Below are 22,319 nucleotides of genomic sequence, written 5' to 3'. Positions count from 1 at the left end.
GCTAATCAATATAATCTTTTCTTTTCTGCTTCATCAAGCTTCTTTCACATTGAAGTAAGTCATAATAGTATTTGGTTGATACATCCGGAACATAACGGGAGTCATGCCAATCGAAGTCGCTGAGATTATAAGGATTATCAACGGCTTTTAGGTTTTCCAAGATAAATCCCTTTTCTTCAATGGTCATAAGACCACCGTAATAGGTTTATCTGGATATCCCCTACTTTACAATGCCGATATAGATAGGAATGATCTGTATCCTTTCCTCTTCCTTCAACTCTTTAAGAACTTTCTGAATGGTACTAGCCGATACATTAAATTGGTCTTCTTTATTTTAACTGAAGAATCTTTTTTCTTTCCGTTGGTTATCTGGCCTTCACCGCTCTCAAGAGAAATAGCACTATGGAAGGTTTTTTGAGTTGTGCGTATTCTAGAGTAATCTTTCAAGTTTAGTTGATTATATCGATCTTCTTTTTAGGCAAAATGTGCGTAAGACTTGAAACGAAGAAGTATTCTTCAAACAATTTCTCGTCATCAATCCTGACTAATTAAGCAATAAAACCATGGGCCATCGTGAACTTAAGCATCAAGTCTCTGCAAGTAGCCTCTCTCACCGAGTAGGTGATTCCACGCCGTTTAAGTTTTGCAGTTTCTTCCACAACTGCTTTCTTTGTGTGTCGAGGTTATTATCAAAGCGATTGATAACTTTCATCGGAATGATGCCTTTTTCATATTCGCGTGGTTTTTTAGTTTTTGACTAAATAATTAGCGATATCCTAAATAAGGTTTGTCTTCTCCCGAACATTTTTGTTTGTTTGCTTTTGTAATTCGCTTGTATTTATGTTTTAACTTCCGTCTAAATTCATTTATTTCAATTTCCCATTTGGAATATGTTCAGTGTGTTTGCATTGTTTTTTTTGAATAATTACCACATTCCTAGAATGACCTGAATAGGTTTGATGTTTAACTAACTTCGCACGCGAATCGTACAAATTTTCGTGTGCGATTCATTATATTCAGAAACAACGCGTTTATAATTTTCTTCCTTAAACAATTTTCTAAATTCCTAAGAGTTAACCCGATGTTCTAAGACACCTACATAGATTTTTTCGGCTTTATTGCAGCAATCAGACTCCCTTTGATGTTTTCTTTGGATAATAGAATCTGGGTTCCACTAATACTGATAATCGTTAAACTTAATTGTGAAACCCATATGGTACCTATATCCAAAAAAGCTAAAGCAGTTGGTCATCTTATCCTTCTCTCCATTCAATCTGATTTCTATCGCATATTTTCTTTAATTGTCTTCTTTGTAACATCGTAGGTGTATTTTTTCCATTTCCCCATCTATTTATCGTAGCAAAAGACGCAACGAGTTTATCGGCGAACTCTGTTTGTGTTAACAATAGAGTCCCTCTTATCTCTTTTACTTTCTTAGGCCAGTCCATAGACTAACACCCCTTAAAATTATTTATTTCATTATAACATTTTTTGTACAAACGTCATATTTTTGTTGCAATGTTTTTTCAACTTCTTTTAAAAAAGGCAAGCTCATCGTCTTGCCCTTAGAACATCTTGAAATGTCTGAATGCTTCCAAAATGTATTCTTCTTTTTTTTGCGAGACTCAGCTGCTTGGAATCTTCGTTCTTAGGGAAGCTATCGCATTGTCTTTCCTTGGTTCCGTATTATTCTTTGCATTGAATAATATTCGAGGAAGATACCTGAACGCCATGTTTCTTTAGAATATAGCTTTTGATACCTAGATAGGAAGCTTTGCTATCTGCTTTTGCTAAAGAAGTGTTTTTATCTTTTACTTTGAACTTAACGTAATCATCAGGCTCTCGGTGGGACAAAAAGAATACCATCTAGACGTGCGATAACGACCTCTATGATTGAAATCATTTGTACAGAAAATGTAGTCAGTAAGAAACGCTTGTTAATCTTTTGGCTATGATGAAAATGGCTTTTGGTGCTCTTTACATTAGATAATGTTATTACTGCGATAAGCACGGAGGATTGCCATGATATACGGATACACAAGAGTAAGCACCAAAAAACAATTAGATGGATATGGTCTGGAAACTCAAAGAATAGAAATAACACAAAAATACCCAGATGCCATAATCGTAAAAGAACAATATACAGGTACTAAACTGAATAGGCCTCTTTTTAAACGATTAATCAAGAAGCTTGAGCCAAACGATATTCTTGTTGTTTCAAAACTGGATAGATTCGCTCGAAACACGGTTGAAGGAATAAAAGTAGTAGAAAACTTGTTCCATAAAAAGATTGCAATTCACATTCTTAACATTGGGCTTTTAGAAGATACACCGATGGGGAGATTCTTTTTAACAACAATGCTCGCTGTAGCTGAACTAGAAAGAAATACAATTATTGAAAGAACTCAAACAGGAAAAGAATTAGCAAGACTAAGCCCTAATTATCGAGAAGGAAGACCACCTAAGTATTCTCACGAAGAATTAACCACTGCTATCGATCTATTGATTACTCATACATATAAAGAAGTTGTCGAATTAACTGGAATAAGCAAATCGTCGATTGTCAGAGCTAGAAAAGCCATCAAATAGAACCATAAGTTACAAGATTTGGGTCACACCATTTTCTGTCAGCTTTTTGCGAACGAAAAAGAGCAAATTTCTCTATTGAAATTCCCATACATTCGATTGATAAAACCGGGCCTAGAAAGATTCGCAGGAACGAAAAAATATTTAGCTACGGCTGACGTGGATAATGCCTCTGTGAACATGAATCCATCCATCATTGATTATGAGAATAGAGAAAGTCGAGCTAATATGCAACCAATAAAGAATAGCGTTTGGTTTGCAAAAATGAAAAATAGTGTAAAACACATTTTCCTGTCTGATTCAGCTAATTATCTTACAAATGAATTTGTTTTTTCAACCGGGTTTTGTGGTATTAAATGTGACACAATCTCGTTTGAATATGTTCTCAATTACGTATCCTTGCCTTACTTTGAAATCACAAAAGACAAATTGGCACATGGTGCCACACAAGAAGCAATTAACAATGAAGATTTGACTTCGTTATCAATACATCTTCCACCCAAAGACAAACTAGCTAATTTTCATCAAAAAACCGAAAAGTTATATCGTTTTATTACAACAATCGAAGAACAGACTTATCGATTAATTCAAGAGAAAGAAAAACTTTTGCCATTGCTTATCAATGGGCAATTACAATAGTTGTTGGTTTATTAATAATGGCATAAGCTTGTTTTTTAGCTTACTTAGCTCGCAATTATTCTGAGAAACTAGATACTTTAGGCGAAGCAAGGGTGACACAGCCTTAGTAAAGGAAGTCATTATCTCTTTTGGCGGAATAAGAATGTCCATTTCTTCCAAAAATGAAATCCTTATGCCATTGAAAACACTTCCTATAGAACCGTGCTCTGCTTTTTTGATGAAATAACGACTCATGAAAAACAAGTACAAATATTCGGAGGATACGTTCAAAGAATTGGGCTTAATAGAAAAAACAGATTCGTTTATTTCCCAACTATATGGTGTATCTTCAACAAGATAGCATCTTCCTAATGGAGCGATGCTAGCAAAAAGAATGTCTCCTCTAGAAAGTTTTGAACGCTTCCTAATCAATTGTCTCGTGCTCTCATTTATTGTGTCACAATCGGAAAAATCTAATTGCCCTTCAGTGGTAATATTTTTGACTGTTATATACTTAATTTCGCCATCGTTTAAAATGAAATTATCTCTTGGGTTCAGACCAGTGACAATATGATCGATGCAGTCTTTTACTTTTACAGCTTTCCAATCTTTTGGTATGGTCCGTTTTAGAGTTGGGTCAAAAGAGAAATCAGTTGATGAGAAATTTGGGAAAGTAAAATGATAGAAAAACCTCTCATAAATTAAGCGTGCCAAATCTTGTAACTTTGTAACCATTTCATTGTTTTTCTCAATCTGAAAATCGAGTCCTGACAATAAGTCTCCAATAATTATTTGCTTTTCATAATCGGGTAAAAGTATCGGAGTGTTTTGGATTATTTCCAATGTGAGTGTGTATCTTTGACCACTTCCGGAAGCAGACTGTTCATAGTATTTTCTTGTGAAATAAGATTGGATAAAAGCATTCAAATATTTGCTATATACCTTTTTTGTATCGGGTTTAATTAAGGCACAATGATAACCAAGAATTACATTATCAAAATCATCAGCGAAATAAGTGCCAACACCGATATCATCTCTTGTTTCACTATCTTTTGTTATTGCAAGATACCCCTTCTTGACGGTAAATCTTCTGATTGCTTGTGGAGATGCAGTGGCTTCTAAAAACAAAGGAATCATTTTCTTTGTTATTGCGTAGTTCTTATAAACATCAACAAAATTACAAAGCTTTATTTTTTGTTCATTTGTTTTACTTTTTTTATCCACATTACTGAGTAAGACTTCAGCAATATCACCAAGTTTAACAAACATATGTCGTCCCTCCTTTTGAGAAGAAAGCGGCATGGTTTATTAATGGTAACTTTTGAACCATTTCGTTGTTTCTTTGTATCTGTTTATCAATGCTAAGAAGTATCTTTCCGATCTTTTCTTGCTGAACGATTTCCGGAATGAAAGCTATGCAGTCTTTTATTTTGTCTGGCGATGTATGTCTAATCTTAGTTTGTTGAGCTGCTGCTCCTAGCTGCTTTTTGATTGATTGGGAAGAAAGAAGATAATAACAAAATGATGAATCCAATTTGCCTCTTTTTGGCAAAACAAGACCAACATCTCCGCTTTGTATATACTTATTAGATTCCGGAATAAGTGCTGTTTCTCCAAGTAAACCTGCTGCTTGTTCGGTTAAAGGCGTGATAATATCGCCTTTGTTTAGAATGAATTCCTTTCTAACTTTCCCTAAGAAATAGATGTCATCTTTTGCTGTATTCTCTTTAAAACCCCCATTTGGATAATTAAAATTTCCAAGAGTTAAACGGATATACTCCCCTTGAGTAGAGTAAAAATCGCCACATAAACTAGCACCTCGTTTTATATCAAGAACTTCTCCGAGCTTTACTCTATTTATCATGGATTTTTAGCCCTTCCAAAACTTCTTTTATCTCTTTTTGAAACTTAGTTGTTTCGTTAGCGTATTCTTCAAAGTCTTTATTGAAGTCATCAATCATCTTTTCATATTCTTCTTGTGTGATATCAACATATTCGATTTTCACTTCAAAATATTGACCGGCTGACCAAGAATAATTCTTTTCTTGAATTGCTTCATTCTTCACAAGAATTGAGAAGTCTTCAATAGCCTCTTTCTTGATGAAAGTATCAATAATTTTATTGTTTTCTTCTTCGCTAAGAACGGTTCTTTGATTCTTTCCTTCCTTAACTTTTGTCCCAAGTTTAGAAGCGTCGATTAGAATTACTTCATCACTAGTATTTGTTTTGTCAAAGAAGAGAACAGAAACATTTGTTCCAGTATTGGCGAAAATATTAGATGGCATCGAAATAACGCCTTTAAGCATCTTTTTATCAGTCACATACTTCCTTATCGCGTATTCAATACCACTTTGAGCAGTAATAAAACCGGTAGGGACCACTACTGCAGCTTTGCCATTTGGCTTCATAGAATAAATAATGTGTTGAATGAAAAGCAGATAGATAGGCATTGATTCTTTTTTCTTATTTGGAATCTTTGGAACACCTGCAAAGAATCTCTTAAGTCCATCTTCGTTCGTAATGTTTGACCATGTTGAATCAATGCTGTCTCTAGTCGATGAGAAGTCTAGCTTAAAAGGTGGATTAGCAACAACATAATCAAATTGCTTTAAACCAGATGTGTCTTCGCTATCAACCTTAAAATGTGCTGGCTTCAAAAGAGTGTCACCTTGAATAGCATGATTAAGTGATTCGGTTAATCCATTAAGAAGAAGATTAATTCTTAGGAATCTAGATGATTTTTGAGAGATGTCTTGCGTATAAACAATGGCTCTGCCATAATCACCATCTTTGCCTAATTCATTAGCTAAATGAAGGATCAAAGAACCAGATCCTGCTGATGGGTCATATATCTCGCTAGCAGTAACTTTATCAGACATTCCGACAAGTATCTTAGCGATGATCTTGGAAACTGCCTGAGGTGTGAAATACTCAGCATACTTACCACTAGCAACATTGTAATCTTTGATTAAGTATTCAAATATTTTGGAATAGAAATCAAAGTTCTCATCAAACACGCCAGAAAAATCTAATGCTTGTTTTGAAATGGCACTAAAGACACTTCTTACAAAGTTATTCTTTGCGGACTGTTCCACTTCCTTGCTTATACCTTCAAATAAAGGCTTTCTTGTTCCATCGCTGGTTTCGATGTTAAAGTTCGAGTTTCTTGGGTTGTTGGATATTCTTTCTAGTGCATTATCAAAAAGTTCATAGAACTTATCGTTGCTAGAAAGATTGATTAAATATTCGATTGTGTCTTCGTTGTTAAAAGCAACGTATCCACTATAAGAATCATAGAACGCATCAAGCTCATCATTTTTATTTGCGAAAATATCTTTAATCGGTAATCCGATGTCTTTTGAGAATTTCCTAAGACAATGCATAAACTTATCATTGAGGAATTTGTATAAGAAAGCAGTCGTAATAACACGTTCTTCCCCACCAGCGTTTCCTAACCCGGACTGGTTACAAATCCCTTTTAAATCATCGATTATTGATTCAATTTTTCCCTCTAGTTGTGCGTAATCTGCCATATATATTCCTTCTTCCTAATATAGTTGTAAATTAACATAGACTCTTGCAAGAACGTCATCAAAGATGTCTTTCAAGTTTAACTCCTTATATAATCCCTTTTTGAGAAGAGCGGCACTAGTTTCTTTTTTAACATTTGCCATAAAATTGTGTCTGCCGGTTAAAACAAGATTATTGATGGCATTTATCTTTATCACTGCTTCATCAATTACTTTTAGTAATTCAATAAACAAATCTTCGTCAATTTCAGGATGGTCCTTCTTATAGTCTTGGTATGTTTTTACATAAGCAAAGTGGCCATTGAATGTCTTAGCAAGTTCGCGGTTCTCTTCGTTGATTCGTTTCGCTTCCAAGATTGCTTCTTTGATTTCTTTGTCGAGTTCTTCAAAGTTGTCACCATTAACAACTTTCATCTTGTCAAAGGCACTGCGTATAAGTTCATTAAGTTTGATTACACGTTCATCGTCTTTGTTTTGAATTGCAGAAACTTCACCCTGCAATGTTCTAGTACCTTCGGATAGGCGATGCATCCACCCTTCGATCTCAGGAGTTTTCTCCATATTGAGAATTCTTGTTTTAATGTTAATGAATTCAAAGATAAGCTCCACTACGTCTTTTTCTGACAAAACCGCTAACGAATTAACAGGGTCGCCAGACAGATTAATGAAATCAATCCTGCTTTGAACTACCTTAAGCAGTTTCTTGAAATGCGTTTTATCAATTTGATTTGCTTTCTCGTCATCTCGTGAAAGCATGAATTCGGTTTTACAATCCAAAATAGTTTGAAGAATCTTCCTAATCTTAAACAAAGGCCCCTTATCATCAATTCGGTCAAGGAACAATCTGAAGTCCTCAACATTGTCATGGTCATAGATATCTTCTAATTTCAACAAAGCATCTTCATATTTCTTTTGAATGGCATTAACATCAAAAACCAGTTTACTGCCAGTTTCTTGATCTGGATTATCTGGGTCTTTAATCTCATCTTCTATCTCTTTGAGATAAGCCGCTACAGTTCTATCGTATTCTTCATCAATGTCGACGAAGTCAGAGATATATCCATATTTGTAGACCTTTCCATCAGGATTCCTATATGGTCTGTTGACTCTTGAAATCGTTTGAAGAAGAGAATGCTCTCGCGGGACTCTTAATAAGTACATCTTTTTCAATCGCTTAACATCGTAACCGGTTGTAAGCATAAGATGGACTATCAATAAGTCGATTCCGTTCTTAGCATCTTTAAAGTCTTCTTGTATCTCTTTATTCACATCGCTTGGGTTGTTATGAATAACCACTCTAGTGATTAACTTCGAGTTCTTTTCAGACCAAGTCTGCATCTTGCGAGCTTGCTCATTTGAAGAACAAACAATCATTCCGGCGATAGTTTTATCGTTATCATTAATGTATCTAAAGTTGATGAAATCCTTATCAATATAGTCGCCAAGCGCAGTGATATATTCGTCAGATTCCAAAATCTTCTGTTTTTCATTAGCGGTCTTGCCCTCAAACTGAAGGTTCTTTTTAATGTCCGCTCTTGCTACTGTGGCCATTTCCTCTTTCTTAATTTGAAGAGTGTAACCATCTAGAATGGACTTATCGTAGAAATATTTATGTATATAATCCCCAAATCTAAGATTGCTTCTTTCTTTTTTTGAAAGCAATGGGGTTCCAGTCATTGCAATGAAGATGGCATCTCTATCAACAAGCATAAGGTTCTTGAAGAACTCACCAGTACCTTTTGCATAGCTACGATGTGCCTCATCGACAAAGAAGATTCTTTGAACATTGGCATCATAATCATTTGTGATTTCTGGGAGACTATCCGAAAATTTTTGAATGTTAACAACAGTGCATAAGCCAATGGCTTGTGGGTTGTTCAACATATCTATATTTCTTTGAAGTTCTGTTACAAAAGCTTCCTTATCATCTACTGTTGCAACTTCTAATCCTCGAGAAGTACACTCGATTTTCGTTTGATTAAGAAGCTCGAGTCTATCGACAACATAAAAGAATCTAGCGTTAATCTTTTTGCTAGCAAAATAATCCTTAAGTATTCGGTTGCAATACATGGATAGTTCAGTTTTTCCGCTACCCTGAGTATGCCAAATAATACCTGACTTATCACCTTTACGTATCTTCTCTAATATTGCTTGCGAAGCAAAGAACTGAGGATAACGCATTATATGCTTTTCTCTTATGTCCTTATCCACATACATGATTCCATATTGAAGGAAGAACAGAATTCTTTGTTTAGAAAAGATGGATGTAATGAATCTATTGCAAGGAGTATTAATCGCGATATTTGACTCATATTCAGGGGTACTCATGACCACTGGTGAATATCCATTATCTAATAGTAGTTTCTTTATTTCTTCATCATCATCTTCATCCAAAGTGCAAATTGCCGCTTTTTCTTCTCTAAAGAAATTAAAGGTTGTCTGGCTTCCGTTAGGAGTTGAATAGAACGATCCAGCTTTGGGCTCTAATTCTTTATCATCATTCGTTTCATATTCCATGTTGTTGGAAAAACAAGTGAGCTGTAATAGGTTGAAATATTTCTTATACTCCTCAACTTTGTAACGCTCATTGACCATTCTGTTGAATTCTGCCTGGATTCCGCCTTCGTTATCTGGCTTCTTAACTTCCAAAAATGCTAAAGGGATTCCATTGATGAAAATGTCTACGTCAGGGCGAAAATGGCCAGAAGGTTCATCAGGATTCTTTTCAAAACGAAATTCATTGAAAACCTCAAAGATGTTGTTCTCTGGGTTCTTGAAATCTATTAAAGTTACTTTATCAATTGGGTTAATTAACCACTGATAGAATTCTTTTCCTAAATCATTGTTACTAATCACAGAATTGATTTTATTAACTAACAAAGTAACATCTTCATCGGACAGTTCTTTCCCATTTATCTTTGATAAAGCCTTTTTAAATGATGGCAAGTATATCTTGGTGCTTTTGTCGATATTACCATTAGAAATAGCAGTGGTATAAGAAACATACTTATAGCCAAGCCTTAGAAGGTGAATCGTTGCAGGGAATTTCACTCGTGTATCTTCATTAAAAGCAATTTTCAGTTCATTTGCCATAATCTATTCCTCTTTGATTCCGCTCTTTAAACATAATTCTCTAATCTTCCGTCTGTCTCTCATGATTGGCAAATGATGCCCATTTTCCCAACGATTAATCGTTGCGAAAGAAACACCAAGAACCTCAGCCAGTTCTGTTTGTGAAAGTAAAAGAGTCTCACGAATATGCTTTATCAACTTCGGGTAATTCATATCTTTAATATTGATTATAACAAAGTTATGCCAACTTTTCACTCCCCAAAATTAGGACATTTATTGAAACTGTTTTCCAGGACTTAGAAATCTTGTCCCACACATTTTAGAGGTGGGGCGAACGGTACTATGGAAATTGGCAAAAATCCGAAGGCGAGGGGAGTATAACTGTATTATTTCTTTGCGTATAACGTTAGGTTCATACCGCTTAACTCAATCTTTTCAATTTTGTAATCGTTAAATAATTCTTGAACTTAAGTATCGTTTCGATAGCTCAAGCCATCGCCATCATAAACAAAATCTTCTTTCTTGGTATCAAAGAGAATGAACATATCATCATAATAATTTACGAATTCTCCTACTCTTATTCTTTGTCTCTCCTCTTTCTTAAATCCGAATCCCAAGATTCTTTATCGTTAAGAAAATTTTTTTCTCTAATATTTCTAATTCATATCTCTTTGATGAAAACTCTTTTCCAAATTTAATGGTTAAGAGATATTTACAAGCATCAACATCCGGTGGATATGCCTTCTTGGTTTTAACAATTCTTTTCTTTTGTTTATCATTAACAGCTTCAAAAGGTATCACTTCATCAGTTGTTGCAACCCCCACCGCTCTTTTATAGACGACATCAATGAGATCATTCTTTAATGTCTCTTCGCCTTCTTCTATCGCTTTTCGAATCTCGAGGTGTCTATTTTTAAGCATTGTAGAAGTCTTTGGACTAATACCCAGTTGTTCACTAATTACGATTTGAGATGAACGATGAGAAACCAAGGAAGAGACAAGAGAAAGCTTCGATTCTAAAGAACCACTTTTCTTCCAAAGATCAATTGTGTCACTTTTTCTGTTTCTAGCCATTATTATCTCTTTTCTTAGCACGAATATTGTAAATAATTACTTATCGGTGAAAAAAACACCAAATACACCACCATGAGCGTTTAGTTCATTTAGATGCCTAATATGACTTATTCCATCATCAATAGTCCTTCTGATATGTTACTCATCTTATCTTCAATTGAATAGCCATCCTCGTCCATCCATTTCGAGCTTCTGATTCTGTAGATAGCGTACTTAATAATGTCTTTAAGTATTCCTTCACTATCTTCACTTTGAACAGATTCTAGATAATCATTGAGTTCATTAATGAAAATATCATCGCAGAATACGATTCCTTCATTTATGAACCATATCAAATAATAATTTGGATTAAAGGACAAATCCGTTATATCTAATTTATCCTTTTTATTTCTTTTTCTTTGACTACCACTGTTACTATTTCTTTTACTTTGTGTACGTTGGTTTAGATAATCTTCATCTTGCCCACCCAAAATGGAATTATCACCACTCAAAATGGCTTTTTGCTTAGCGCCATCAAGAATGAACTTGATTCTTTCTTCAGTTAGTAAACAGCATTCGATAAGATCATGTTTTTTTCTAGATTTCGTGGCGAATAGAAACTGCTCTTGTATGGGTGTGCTAGTGAGATATCCGTTATCAAATGAATCCTTATCAAATAGACCAAGTTCCACTAAATCATTGATTATTGCTTCTGCCGTTTCGATACTGTCACACATGGAATAACTTATCACGATATAACAGAGATTCTTTAAACTTAGAAATTTCAAATAATACCCGTTAGCGAGGATATCATCCAAAAGGGATTCATACGCTCCAATAGCGATATTGCTTTTGTATTTGCTTCTTAAAATTGCGTAGTTACTATCATGTAATCTATTAACTGAACTCACGTGGTAATCTAATCCTCTTTTAGGTCTTCCTGCCATAAATTTACCTCATCTTGTTCGCCTCTTTTCTATATTCCATGAAGATTTACAAAAGCCTCTCTAACACGGGAGGTTTTATTCATAATCGAGACAATTAAATATCATTATTCAAAGTTGGTTCTAGATGAGATTTATCAGTCTGGTATTTTAAGACTAGATGAACACATTGAAGTCATCAAATTAATCAAAGAGAAATACTCAGATAATAAAGCACCTATATCCTCTGATAACGTTGATATATGCGCACATAAGAGCAACGTATATGGTAGGGGTTATAAGGAGAAAAACAGCGATGTCAAACGTTGAAATCATCGAAGCTAAGAAAGAATGAATCCAAAGTGAAACTGGCATTTTTATTGAACGCAAAAAACGAGTAGCTGCATATTGCAGAGTTTCCACTGATGATCTGGACCAAAAGAACTATTATCAGGTTCAAGTTAGTGAATATACAGAAAAAATCAAATCTAATTCTGATTGGGAATTTGTAAGGATATACGCTGATGATGGAATATCCGGAACTGATACCAAAAAGCGAGAGGGTTTTAATGAAATGATGAGAGATGCTCGAGAACATAAGTTTGATTTTCTTATCACTAAATCGGTATCGAGATTTGCTAGAAGCACCATCACCACTGTTCAATCCATTAGAGAACTGAAAATGCTAGGAATCTATGTGAAGTTTGAAACCGAAGGAGTCACCACTGATGACCCATAAGCGTGCAATAAATAGAGGCGAAAGGCAACAATTTTTAATCAAGCATAATCATGAAGCTGTCGTTAGCGAAGAACTATGGGATAAAGCAAAGGAAATAAGAAAAACAAGATTCCATAATCAATTAGGAAATACCGGAACATTTGCTAAATACTTAAATAAGTATCCATTTACTGGACCCCTCATGTGCATGCCCTGTGGTGCTTCTTATAACGAAGATATTGGAACTATGGTTATTCCTCTCAAAGAGTGGTCCTTCAATGCGCGAGCATATTAATGATTCACCATCTTGTGATACTGGTTCAATCGATCTCACCGCTTTAACCGAATGTTTCAAGCAAGTAATCAAAGAGATATTTGATAATAGAAAAGACATCATAGAGGAATTAACCGATATCGTAGGAAAGGTTGTCAAAACCAATAATGTCGATATCAAGATTGCATCATTGAAAGAGCAGAAAGCTATTCTTGTTTCAAAGATGTCGTCACTTCTTGATATGAAATTGAACTCAAAATCAGTAGACGAAACAAAGCTCTATGATGAGAAATACCAGTCTCAAGTGGACGACCTAGGCAAGATTAACCGAGAACTAGATAAATACGCCGACCTAGATATTAGCGAGGTCACCAGTAAGTCACGATTAGAACTAGTAAAAGAAAAACATAAGGAATATGAAAATGGCAACCTTGAATTAACTGGCGCGTTGCTCCTTTCCTTTATCAATAAGATTCTAGCTATCGATAACGCGCACATCATTTATCTGGTTCCTAATAAGAAAGAGTTATCAACACCGGAGATAAAAGCCAAAAGAAAAGAGCTCATCAAGAAGCTTAAAATACATAGTAGTTTCTACGAAAGAAAACTCAACACCAAAACCTATAAATTGAATTATAAAATCATCCTAATTTAGTAAAAGTTTCAAGTAACCTAAAAGAGCAAGAATTGACGCTCCTTGCTCTTTCTTTAACTATGTTATGTATTAGTGAAACAAAAGTAACATATATTATTTCTCATAGAAAACGTTACAAAAATCTCCTCTATCTTTTTGAATCAATCGATTTCATCCATTCAACCCATGCTTTAATTGTTGATGATCTTCTATTAATTGTTGATTCTGAGAGCTTTTTATTATTCTGTTTTATGACTTGTTTGATTATCGATATGTCTACTGCTTTTTCGTTTTTGAAACGCTCATAAAAACTTTCAAACATTTTATCCAACAATAATTGAGAGTAAATGTCATCAATAAGTAAACCTCTATCTTTGTAAAGAGAGAGAGCTTTTTCAGAGAATTTTTTATCGTGGGTTAGATACCTAAAAAATTGAAGTGCGGAAAAATAGTAAGCAACTTGTCTAGTACTGCTGACTTCAATGATCTCCATTGCTTTCTCTTTATTCTCCAAGATTTCTGGACCATATAGGACCAATCTAATAATTTTTTCCATATTATTCGCTTGTGGAAATGGCACGTTATTGTCCATACCCCAAAAAATAGCTTCTCTTCCGGTTTTTCTCTCGGCTCCATTGCAGTTAATAGAGCGAAGCGTTGGAAATTCGCTAACATCATAAAAAATCTTATATTTTGGATCCTCTTCAAATAAATGAAGAACTTTCTGTGTTGCATTATTACTTATAACAACAAAAGCACCTTTATTTAAGGCTTTATCGCATTCACCTTTAAGCTTAACAAAATCTTCAAACTCAAAACCGGCCAACTGGTATTTCGTAAAGCCATCATCATCCTCATAATCATAAGGTGGGTCCAAATAGATAATATCTCCATCTTTAGCTAATTTGACTACTTCTTCATATGAAGAACACATAATCCTTATGTCATTCTCTCTTGATGATAAATAATTGTGTATCTCAACAATATTAGGTTCATCGCAGATTGTCGGGTTTTTGTATCTTCCGATTGGAGTATTGAACTGACCTTTCCCGTTCACTCTATATAAGCCGTTATAACACGTTCTATTTAAAAAGATCATTCGAGAAGCTCTTTCTACATTATTGTGATTTGTAGGCCATCCTTCTTCTCTGTCCCAACCTCTAACTTCATAATAATAATCATCGGGGCCTTCTTTATAATTCACGCTGTGAATGCGCAAAAGCCTAATCAGTTCTAAATAGTCATCTGATTTAATAACTCTGTAGGCATTAATAAGATCTTCGTTCAAATCGTTGATAATTGCTCGCCTTGGTCTTTTGCTAAAGAAAACAGCTCCACCACCCAAGAATGGTTCAATATATGTATAGGAATCATCTCCATCGGCAGAATCATCGATAAATTCATTAATTTTGGTTAGGATTTGCCTTTTTCCACCAGCCCATTTCACAAAAGGCTTCATTCTATTCAGCACCTTTCCCAATTAGCTCTTTTACTTTTCCGTAAATCATTGCTGAAATATCTTCTTCAGATATCGCATCAAGAAGACGAACGCTTCCAATGACTGATACATATTTTCCTATTTCAGGATAAATTGCAGTTCTTTCTTTGCTTGGATTTTCATCTATGGCTTTTTTCTCACCCTTTAAAATTCCTCTTACTAAATGAGTTTCAGAGGAAAACGATCTCCATGTCAAGTTTCTGTATCTCTCAGGATTCTCAATCACCCATTTAGTGAGCTCGTATTTATCTTCAAGTGAATCATCGACAGACAAAAAAACCCTAAAGAAGCATCTAGACAAAACGCCAAACATTAAGCCTCTTCTTGTTCCTTGCGTATGCATCCACATGTTTTCAACTGTGGATTTACCATTTATTTGCATCATATTTCTAACAATAGAGTAAAACTTGTCAAAATGAAGCCAAAGCCAGAATCTTTCATCACAAAGAATATATCTAGGTAATTCATTTAGGTTTTCAAAAAGTGTTCTAGAGTTATCAAAATCAATTTCCCTGTTTTTGGAATCTGGATTTGAGACTAATTCAAAATCATTTATCAAAGATTTCTTTTCGACGAATATCGGCTGAGGAAATGTGTTAATTATCCATTCATTGCTTTCTGATTCCTTGATTTTTTGAGCAACATACTCAGCATTTGTTTTGAGATAAGCCAAAGCATCTTCACTCATTATTTTAATGTGAATTCTATTCATTCTCATTTCCTCCATCTTCTAATTTGTTTGTTTCCACCACCAGTTTCCCAAGTGCTTGTCCTAATGGTTTGCCTAAAAGGAGCTGCGCAAGTGTTACAGGCGAATAACCCTTTAAATCTTGTACAGATAAATCATTTCCAAATAATTTCTTATAAGCAGATTGAATTGACCTAAACCAAATATATTGATTTCCGACATCCTCTAGATCTTTTGATTCATCTTCTAATACGTTCTTGCATAATGACAATCCTTCGATGAGAGAAGGAACTAAAATCATATTAAAGAAGACCTCTTTATATGCAGGAACAGTATAAATAATCTTATAGTTCTTGTGGTCGTTAATTGAAAGAGAAATTGTTATTTTCTTACCCATATTACATTCAACTACATAAGCACCATCTTCAAGATCTTGGTTTGGAATGACTGAGAATATTGATTGTACTAGATTATCTTCCGCTTCTTCATGCTTAAAACGTAAATTGAAGCCATCATTAGCGGCAACAATATCATATTTATCAATTTCAAATGAAATGCCATTATAATCTTCAGCAAATTCATCAGAATCCATAATAAAATTCTCTTTTGCATAAGCAAACATGGAAATATCGACTTTTTCTGTGAAGTTAACTTTCATTAAAACAATGTCTTGACCTGTTTTGCCTAAACAAAATGACTCTCTGTAAACAGTATCCGAACATTCAATTATCAACGTAATGTCTATCTTTTTTTCTTCGAATAATCTGTTAATCAACGCACTCTCTGTTTCGAATCTGCACCCCTTTAAAATATAAGAAGTATCCGTTTCAAGAGGTTCAAACACGATAACAAAGTCAGATTCTTTAAAAGAAGAAAAAGCTTTATTGTGATTAATTATCGGATATGGGAAAATTTTACTTTTTACTTGCATATTACTTTAACCTCGCTTCCAAAATAACCAGTTGCTTCAACAGTAGCATCGAGTTGTATTTTTTGGTTCGTTTTAATAGCGAATGGACCGAATTCTTTCGAATCATCGCATTGTATGTTTGCACCATTGCATATTAACGAATTAATAGCGATAGGAGTCGAATTATTCACATCATCCAGTATTGAGATGCTGAGATAACAGTTTTCGTAATCAATTGGAGCCATAAAGAGAATTCTGATTTTACCCTCAGTTTTATTCAAAGAAATAACGCGATATCTAACGCCTGCTAGTTTTGAGCGTTTGAAAATGACGTTGTCGCCTTCTTTTTCACCGCTTTCTTCACTCCCTGGGTGCCTTCCACCGCCTTGTTCATCGTTCTCACCAACAGGATGCTGGACATTGCCTTCTTTGCTGTCATCGACTTCACCGATATCGGGCTCTAGTCCTGTTCCGTCGTCGCTTTTATCTCTAGTATTCTTTTCAAATGTCAGGTTATCTTTTGGCTTTGATACAGAGACCGCTTCAGCTGGTAACTGATTTCCGTTAGAGTCTGCTTTTGAGTCACCGACTTCAACGTCAGGAAGAAAATCACCTGCACCATTTGGGTCTAATGGATTATCATCTCCTAATTGAAGACATTCAATTACTCTTTGCTTAATCTGCTCTTTAATCTCTTTAATTACATTTTCAATCTCTTTACGAACAGATTTGTCCTTTATTCGTTTTGGTTCCCAGTCAACGTGTTGAGGGTTTTCAATATCTCTTAGGGCTTTTCCTAGCGTTCCTTCACCTATAATGCACATAGCAGAAACTCTAAAGCTAGATCCTAAAGGCTCATCTTTAATTTTCATTAAAGGATGTCTGATCATTGCGCATTTATGAGTTGCTAATTCATCTTCCTCTTTCTTATAAGGAAGAATCATTAACTGACATGAGCCATAATCTGTATCTATATCAAATAGTTTAACGTTATCCCCGTCAGTTAAGAGACGGTATTGAGAAACAATATTTGCTTTTTGATTTTTAAATATTATCGAATCATCGTATACAATGCTTCCAACCGTTTCTTTTGATATTTCAAGGCCATTAAACCTAACAATTAGCTCACCTCTTACTATAGTGGACATAAAGGAATCTAAGATGCTATTAATGACCTCTTTTTCCCATCCGTCTCCAGGAATAAAACCAAGAATATAGATATCGGTTCCTGGCTTGCCATTTCTTTCTTCTTGGTGTGTACCCAGTTTTAACAAATCAGTCATAGCAGAATTGACATTGTCTCTAGCGAAATAACCAGTTCCCTGAGTATAATCTCGATCCTCAATTATGACGTCATCTATATAGCCAGAAACCAATTCAGCAACACCAATCGAACCACTATATTGTCCCGCACATCCATTAATATCTTGATTTGCAATTGTTGAATAGAATACCGTTCGCAAAGCAGACATTAGAAAAACTGCATTCTTGCCAACGCCCTTAGATCCTCCAGCCATGCTGCCTGTTTTCTCAGATACTCCAGTTCCTTTTGTTAAAGCAAGGAACTTATTATTTGCTTGATCTTTCGAATCTACTCCAATCAAGCCAGTTGTATTATAATCGCTTACTCTTAGGCACCTAATCGTCCCTTTGTTAAATACCTCAAGCATATCATCACATTCTTTAACGTAATCTGGTTTGTGAGCCCAGAATTCTTTGCATCTCCTTATTGCGTTTTTTAAATCAGGACAACCAGGAATGTCAGAAGTGTTCATTTCAAAAATAGAAAACTCAACTTTTGTTGGTTCTTCATCTGTAGCTCTTGCATCGATGGAATTTTGAAGCACTTCTCGTGCAAATGCTTGGAAAGGTGATTTTTTGAAAGCCTCAGTGTCTCCACTACTAATTCCTTTTCTTTCACCATGCCCGCTGGCCGGAAATCTCCATTGATTTTCTTGCATAAATTTTCCTCCTATAATTCGAACCTTTTACTGGTTCTCTTTTTCCCATTTGCTTTAAGTAAAGCGTTTTTAGTATTCTTTGTTTCTGTTTCTATCGCATCAAAGATTTTTTCTATTTCTTCATCAGTGTATTCGTAGAACGATGAATTACTCAAATTTGTAAGTTGCGACAGGAGCGTGAGAATCTTAGATACTCTGTTTTCGGATATTCTTTTAAAGTTTTCCTTTTTGTTTTCCATATAGACACTCCTCCTTTCAACTCAAAATATCATACAACAAAAAAGACGCATACACAATAGTTGAGTAATATTTTTTAACTATTTTCTTTTTTTAGTTTTTTTGTTCCTTTTTTTCAATAATAAAAGAATACTTTTTATAGTTATTTGTACATGGTTTTACAACTAATTCGTCTTTATAATATGCATTTGCAATTCCGGAAAGAAGAAACTTATTCCACTCATAATCTGGTATAGAAGGTAACGATGAATAGCCTTGATAGGTTTCACTATCGATTGGCCCAAAACTATTGATGTAAAACACAAGATCCTTCTTAATCTCGTTTAAAATCGAATTATCGATATTCATTTTGTCTTTTGTCACAAGAACATCCTGTGAAACTTGTATATATTCATCTGACAGCATAAAGATAAAATCCAAATAACTGTCCATTTTCTTTAGGTGCATGCTTTCAATATATTGATTAACATCGTCTATCGAAAAGAAATCAAAAGTCCTAGCGTAAGCCTCAATTATCTGATCATTAGTAATGCTTTCGATTTGTTCTTTAGAAATATATGGGAATGAGTAGAAATATTCTTTTCTCAAGAAAACCGAGCAAATAATGTAAATTCCTTCAGCATTATTGTATTTCCCAAGTTTTTCCAAACTTGTTTTATGTATGATTGACATCCTTGAATACAGTTTGCTTGAAAGAATAATTTTGGAATCCATTTTATTGAATAACAATGACAACTCGCTTCTGATTTCGTCTAGTAAAGAAGAATCCACCGGATTATTAATAGTCCAAATAAAAAAATCTCTATTTTTATAAAATGTATCCAAATAAGTTAAACACCTTGAGATCACTTTAAAGTTTTTATCACTTTGTAGATGTTTCTTCGAAAGATATTCAAGAGTTTTTGAACGATAATTCGTGAAGTACGAATAATCATCAAATAGGAAAAAGTCGTCAAAGCCTGGAGATACTTTCGATAAATATTTATTGATAATATCGAAATTTTTGATAATCGTTTCTGTCCTATCTTTTTCAAAATCACTTATTAAAAGGCTGTTTCTAAACTCCCTGATGGTTTTATTTTTGACAAACTCTCTAACTTCTGATGGCTCACAAATGAAATGGCGTCTAATCAAAAAGTAACATTTCGTTGCATCAATACCATACGCATTAAGAATGCATTGAATGCTCATCATAGAATGCGTAGAAGTGTGATTCGTATTTAGATAGATCTCTTTAAATGGAGTATAGTTTGTTCTTTTGGCCGAGCTAAAAGGCGCGGTTTTTGACCACGTATATTGGAGAGATAATAATTCTTCTGATGATTTTGGATTTCTTTCATCGATTGCTTCTAAAATGCCAAGAGCCATTTTGTTCCAAGAAGATTCGTTTACCTCAATTCCGTCATAATTAAAATAAAACGGAACTGCATTGTCAAGAATTGGCAAAGATTCTGTCATATCAAAAAGATAGTATCTTTTTTCATTCACATACACTATCCCGTATTTTTCTTCTAAAGTCATATTTCCCTTCCTTAAATTATTTAAGCAGCTATTCTGATAATTAATAGTCCAAAAAGTAATAGTTCGTTATCTTTTGTGTTAGTGAAACATAAGTAACACTGATTACTTCTTGTTACTAAATCTTCGAAATATAGTCATAAACAAATTTTGAAAAATAAGAAAAGGAATAAGGGTTCAGGCAAATAGCATAAGCACAATTTAAATGAACAATATTGTTAAGCTCATCTTTTATAGCTTGAAGGTGTTTCCCGCGCCCCAGCGATTCTCTAGCCAAAAAGACTTTTTCAAAATTAGAAAATGCGCTTGTATCTATTTCTTCATTATATGTAATGCTCAAAGGTCCGAAAACATGGCCTGATTTATCTCTAATCTGTTTCAAAATTTTATTTTCGTTCGTTTTTTTACTTTTTAGTAATTCAATGATTTCTTCATATTTTGTCTTATGAATAATTGCGGATAAGTATTGATAAATTACTGAATTTTTAGAAACCTTATTAGTGACTTCAAAATATAACCTCAAATTAATGGAAATTTGATAATTCATGTTTCCAGCAAACGAAGATAAACGTTTATCAATAAAACTTTCTAATGAATCAAAGTCGGAACTTTTAATAGGCCTAATTTCATCTTTATCAAATGTTTCCAGGTAATCAATAAATCCAGTATCGTTTGCAAATCTAGCTTGTAATGGAGAAACATCTTTATGAGAACTAATCTCTTTAATTGATTTTTCACTATGAAAAACTGCAAACTTAGCAAACACTAAATCATGTGAAAGAACCAAAACTGTAGAATTCTCATGAAGTTCATAGATGATATCAAAAATTACTTTTCTTCTATATTCATCAAAAGAGCTTGCTGGATCGTCAATAACAAGCATCTCATATTTACTATTTGCTAAAAGAAATAAAAGCAATGATATCAGATTTTTTTCACCAAATGATAAGGATAACGACATGTCATTGACTTCGTTAATATCCTGATTATGGGCAATAACATATTCCGCTTCTTTTTCGTCTTCAGAGAATAATGTTTTGCAGAACTTATAAGGGATACCAAGGATATTCAATTTTTCATTTATTATTTTTGAATGTTTATTCAGCGTCTTCTCTGTTTCGGCTTTTAAGGCTCCATAGGTCCTTTTGACATCTTTTGCTTTGCCTGAAAAAGCAATAAATGCATCATAAATTTCAGGAAAAAGTTTTTTGCACCTTGTAGATGGGGTCGGAACCGATAATGTCGAAAAAAACTGAGCGTTATTAATAGAAGAGATATCTAAGAACGAACAAAATGACTCTAATTCTGGTTTTAAAGCAAACATTTCTTTCAACCGTTTATCAAAAAGGGCAATTTCCCTCTTCTTTTTCCAATCTGGAAGAACGATTCCAAGATGTAAAAAAGCATCAGTTTTTGAATTGATTTTTTCAAAAGTTTTTGAGTCAAAAGAAATAATTGATTCAATCTGTTCTTTTCTTCGATTCTTTAGTTTAGAGCCACAAAACGGGCATTTGCCATCGGCAAAAGGTAACATCTTCGTTCCATCAAGAACCCATTTAATTTCTTTTGAAGAATACGTAATTACATTCCGATAATTTGGAAGAGACTCCACGTTCTTCGTCATTTTATGTATTAAACAAGCAGAACTATATTTATCTTTTTTGTAAGCCACTTTCAATTCATCCACTATGTCTCTTATGTCAGAAAGAGTGAAAACAACTTTATCTTTGACTAGCAGCAAATCATTAATCGCTGACAAATAAGAACTTTTGCATTCTTCGATTTTTCCACCTTCACCATACAAAATAGAATAAATATCACTCTTCTTTGTTTTTTCAATTAGAACATCGTTGCAATAATTCATGTCAAAAATCTTGATTCTGTCATGCGAAACAGTAGAACCATCAACCAAGACATTCATAGTTCCAGGTTTTGCGCCTATTTGTAAGTGAGGCAATTCATCTTGATTTGCTAACGCTGAGGCAATACTGCTCTTGCCAGAACCAGAAATGCCAAACAAAAAGTTAATATGGTTGTTTTGAATTTCATATGTTAAATTCGAAATATTATTATAGTTTTGAATTTGAATTTTCATAATA

Annotated in this window: 20 protein-coding genes; 5 read left to right on the top strand and 15 right to left on the bottom strand. The window is 34.2% G+C overall.

Going from position 1 to position 22,319, the window contains the following annotated elements; all coding sequences use genetic code 11:
- Position 1: 1 nt before the first annotated feature.
- Positions 2 to 187 (bottom strand): hypothetical protein, encoded by a 186-nt coding sequence (locus PKC96_01595; protein HMM00020.1) that lies wholly within the window; start codon positions 185 to 187, stop codon positions 2 to 4.
- A gap of 1,835 nt (positions 188 to 2,022) precedes the next feature.
- On the opposite strand from PKC96_01595, the gene PKC96_01590 reads away from it, so the two are divergent.
- Both PKC96_01590 and PKC96_01585 read left to right on the top strand, forming a co-directional pair.
- Positions 2,023 to 2,589, top strand: coding sequence for a recombinase family protein (locus PKC96_01590; GenBank protein ID HMM00019.1), 567 nt, complete (start codon positions 2,023 to 2,025; stop codon positions 2,587 to 2,589).
- Between the two features lie 18 nt (positions 2,590 to 2,607).
- Complete coding sequence (locus PKC96_01585) at positions 2,608 to 3,225, top strand: hypothetical protein (GenBank protein ID HMM00018.1); 618 nt, start codon at positions 2,608 to 2,610, stop codon at positions 3,223 to 3,225.
- On the opposite strand, the gene PKC96_01580 is transcribed toward PKC96_01585, so the two are convergent.
- The 7 genes from PKC96_01580 to PKC96_01550 all read right to left on the bottom strand — a co-directional run bounded on the left by PKC96_01580 (position 3,217) and on the right by PKC96_01550 (position 11,806).
- Positions 3,217 to 4,473, bottom strand: coding sequence for a restriction endonuclease subunit S (locus PKC96_01580; protein HMM00017.1), 1,257 nt, complete (start codon positions 4,471 to 4,473; stop codon positions 3,217 to 3,219). The two genes, PKC96_01585 and PKC96_01580, sit on opposite strands and share 9 nt — an antisense overlap.
- Positions 4,463 to 5,068, bottom strand: a complete 606-nt coding sequence (locus tag PKC96_01575) for a restriction endonuclease subunit S (protein ID HMM00016.1) — start codon at positions 5,066 to 5,068, stop codon at positions 4,463 to 4,465. Before PKC96_01575 ends, PKC96_01580 begins: the two co-directional genes overlap by 11 nt.
- Entirely contained in the window at positions 5,058 to 6,737 is a 1,680-nt protein-coding gene (locus PKC96_01570) for a class I SAM-dependent DNA methyltransferase (protein ID HMM00015.1), read from the bottom strand. Before PKC96_01570 ends, PKC96_01575 begins: the two co-directional genes overlap by 11 nt.
- Before the next feature lie 15 nt (positions 6,738 to 6,752).
- Entirely contained in the window at positions 6,753 to 9,827 is a 3,075-nt protein-coding gene (locus tag PKC96_01565) for a type I restriction endonuclease (GenBank protein ID HMM00014.1), read from the bottom strand.
- A gap of 3 nt (positions 9,828 to 9,830) precedes the next feature.
- Positions 9,831 to 10,019 carry a helix-turn-helix transcriptional regulator gene (locus tag PKC96_01560; protein ID HMM00013.1) on the bottom strand — a complete coding sequence of 63 codons (189 nt, stop codon included), beginning with the start codon at positions 10,017 to 10,019 and terminating at the stop codon, positions 9,831 to 9,833.
- 387 nt (positions 10,020 to 10,406) lie between these two features.
- Positions 10,407 to 10,880, bottom strand: a complete 474-nt coding sequence (locus tag PKC96_01555; protein ID HMM00012.1) for a hypothetical protein — start codon at positions 10,878 to 10,880, stop codon at positions 10,407 to 10,409.
- 107 nt (positions 10,881 to 10,987) lie between these two features.
- Complete coding sequence (locus PKC96_01550) at positions 10,988 to 11,806, bottom strand: DUF4373 domain-containing protein (GenBank protein ID HMM00011.1); 819 nt, start codon at positions 11,804 to 11,806, stop codon at positions 10,988 to 10,990.
- A 406-nt stretch (positions 11,807 to 12,212) separates the two neighbouring features.
- On the opposite strand from PKC96_01550, the gene PKC96_01545 reads away from it, so the two are divergent.
- The 3 genes from PKC96_01545 to PKC96_01535 are packed head-to-tail and all read left to right on the top strand — an operon-like array spanning position 12,213 to position 13,429.
- A complete protein-coding gene (locus tag PKC96_01545; GenBank protein ID HMM00010.1) occupies positions 12,213 to 12,521 on the top strand; it encodes a recombinase family protein in 309 nt (102 codons plus the stop codon).
- Positions 12,511 to 12,795, top strand: a complete 285-nt coding sequence (locus PKC96_01540; protein HMM00009.1) for a recombinase family protein — start codon at positions 12,511 to 12,513, stop codon at positions 12,793 to 12,795. The genes PKC96_01545 and PKC96_01540 overlap by 11 nt, the downstream gene beginning before the upstream one ends.
- Positions 12,779 to 13,429, top strand: coding sequence for a hypothetical protein (locus PKC96_01535; GenBank protein HMM00008.1), 651 nt, complete (start codon positions 12,779 to 12,781; stop codon positions 13,427 to 13,429). The genes PKC96_01540 and PKC96_01535 overlap by 17 nt, the downstream gene beginning before the upstream one ends.
- Before the next feature lie 127 nt (positions 13,430 to 13,556).
- On the opposite strand, the gene PKC96_01530 is transcribed toward PKC96_01535, so the two are convergent.
- From PKC96_01530 to PKC96_01500, 7 genes are all read right to left on the bottom strand, one after another.
- Entirely contained in the window at positions 13,557 to 14,867 is a 1,311-nt protein-coding gene (locus PKC96_01530) for a Dam family site-specific DNA-(adenine-N6)-methyltransferase (protein HMM00007.1), read from the bottom strand.
- A gap of 1 nt (position 14,868) precedes the next feature.
- Positions 14,869 to 15,618, bottom strand: a complete 750-nt coding sequence (locus PKC96_01525; GenBank protein HMM00006.1) for a DUF6339 family protein — start codon at positions 15,616 to 15,618, stop codon at positions 14,869 to 14,871.
- Entirely contained in the window at positions 15,611 to 16,525 is a 915-nt protein-coding gene (locus PKC96_01520; protein ID HMM00005.1) for a hypothetical protein, read from the bottom strand. Before PKC96_01520 ends, PKC96_01525 begins: the two co-directional genes overlap by 8 nt.
- Positions 16,516 to 18,465: a hypothetical protein gene (locus PKC96_01515; protein HMM00004.1), complete on the bottom strand. Its 1,950-nt coding sequence runs from the start codon at positions 18,463 to 18,465 to the stop codon at positions 16,516 to 16,518. The genes PKC96_01520 and PKC96_01515 overlap by 10 nt, the downstream gene beginning before the upstream one ends.
- A gap of 11 nt (positions 18,466 to 18,476) precedes the next feature.
- Positions 18,477 to 18,704, bottom strand: coding sequence for a hypothetical protein (locus tag PKC96_01510; protein HMM00003.1), 228 nt, complete (start codon positions 18,702 to 18,704; stop codon positions 18,477 to 18,479).
- Positions 18,705 to 18,795: 91 nt separating this feature from the next.
- Positions 18,796 to 20,223 carry a hypothetical protein gene (locus tag PKC96_01505; GenBank protein HMM00002.1) on the bottom strand — a complete coding sequence of 476 codons (1,428 nt, stop codon included), beginning with the start codon at positions 20,221 to 20,223 and terminating at the stop codon, positions 18,796 to 18,798.
- 115 nt (positions 20,224 to 20,338) lie between these two features.
- A complete protein-coding gene (locus tag PKC96_01500) occupies positions 20,339 to 22,315 on the bottom strand; it encodes a hypothetical protein (protein ID HMM00001.1) in 1,977 nt (658 codons plus the stop codon).
- Between the last annotated feature and the right edge of the window lie 4 nt (positions 22,316 to 22,319).

Source organism: Bacilli bacterium (assembly GCA_035326105.1).
In the GTDB taxonomy this organism is placed as follows: domain Bacteria; phylum Bacillota_I; class Bacilli_A; order RFN20; family CAG-826; genus UBA7706.
The sequence above is the reverse complement of the archived record's forward strand: the minus strand, read 5'-3'. Positions and strand labels throughout refer to the sequence as shown.

Coding starts and splice junctions, on each gene's coding strand:
- PKC96_01530 (HMM00007.1), bottom strand. CDS start 14,867: ATGAAGCCTTTTGTGAAATGGGCTGGTGGAAAAAGGCAAATCCTAACC.
- PKC96_01510 (HMM00003.1), bottom strand. CDS start 18,704: ATGGAAAACAAAAAGGAAAACTTTAAAAGAATATCCGAAAACAGAGTA.
- PKC96_01595 (HMM00020.1), bottom strand. CDS start 187: ATGACCATTGAAGAAAAGGGATTTATCTTGGAAAACCTAAAAGCCGTT.
- PKC96_01560 (HMM00013.1), bottom strand. CDS start 10,019: ATGAATTACCCGAAGTTGATAAAGCATATTCGTGAGACTCTTTTACTT.
- PKC96_01555 (HMM00012.1), bottom strand. CDS start 10,880: ATGGCTAGAAACAGAAAAAGTGACACAATTGATCTTTGGAAGAAAAGT.
- PKC96_01505 (HMM00002.1), bottom strand. CDS start 20,223: ATGACTTTAGAAGAAAAATACGGGATAGTGTATGTGAATGAAAAAAGA.
- PKC96_01590 (HMM00019.1), top strand. CDS start 2,023: ATGATATACGGATACACAAGAGTAAGCACCAAAAAACAATTAGATGGA.
- PKC96_01515 (HMM00004.1), bottom strand. CDS start 18,465: ATGCAAGAAAATCAATGGAGATTTCCGGCCAGCGGGCATGGTGAAAGA.
- PKC96_01535 (HMM00008.1), top strand. CDS start 12,779: ATGCGCGAGCATATTAATGATTCACCATCTTGTGATACTGGTTCAATC.
- PKC96_01550 (HMM00011.1), bottom strand. CDS start 11,806: ATGGCAGGAAGACCTAAAAGAGGATTAGATTACCACGTGAGTTCAGTT.
- PKC96_01565 (HMM00014.1), bottom strand. CDS start 9,827: ATGGCAAATGAACTGAAAATTGCTTTTAATGAAGATACACGAGTGAAA.
- PKC96_01575 (HMM00016.1), bottom strand. CDS start 5,068: ATGATAAATAGAGTAAAGCTCGGAGAAGTTCTTGATATAAAACGAGGT.
- PKC96_01580 (HMM00017.1), bottom strand. CDS start 4,473: ATGTTTGTTAAACTTGGTGATATTGCTGAAGTCTTACTCAGTAATGTG.
- PKC96_01520 (HMM00005.1), bottom strand. CDS start 16,525: ATGCAAGTAAAAAGTAAAATTTTCCCATATCCGATAATTAATCACAAT.
- PKC96_01500 (HMM00001.1), bottom strand. CDS start 22,315: ATGAAAATTCAAATTCAAAACTATAATAATATTTCGAATTTAACATAT.
- PKC96_01570 (HMM00015.1), bottom strand. CDS start 6,737: ATGGCAGATTACGCACAACTAGAGGGAAAAATTGAATCAATAATCGAT.
- PKC96_01540 (HMM00009.1), top strand. CDS start 12,511: ATGACCCATAAGCGTGCAATAAATAGAGGCGAAAGGCAACAATTTTTA.
- PKC96_01525 (HMM00006.1), bottom strand. CDS start 15,618: ATGAATAGAATTCACATTAAAATAATGAGTGAAGATGCTTTGGCTTAT.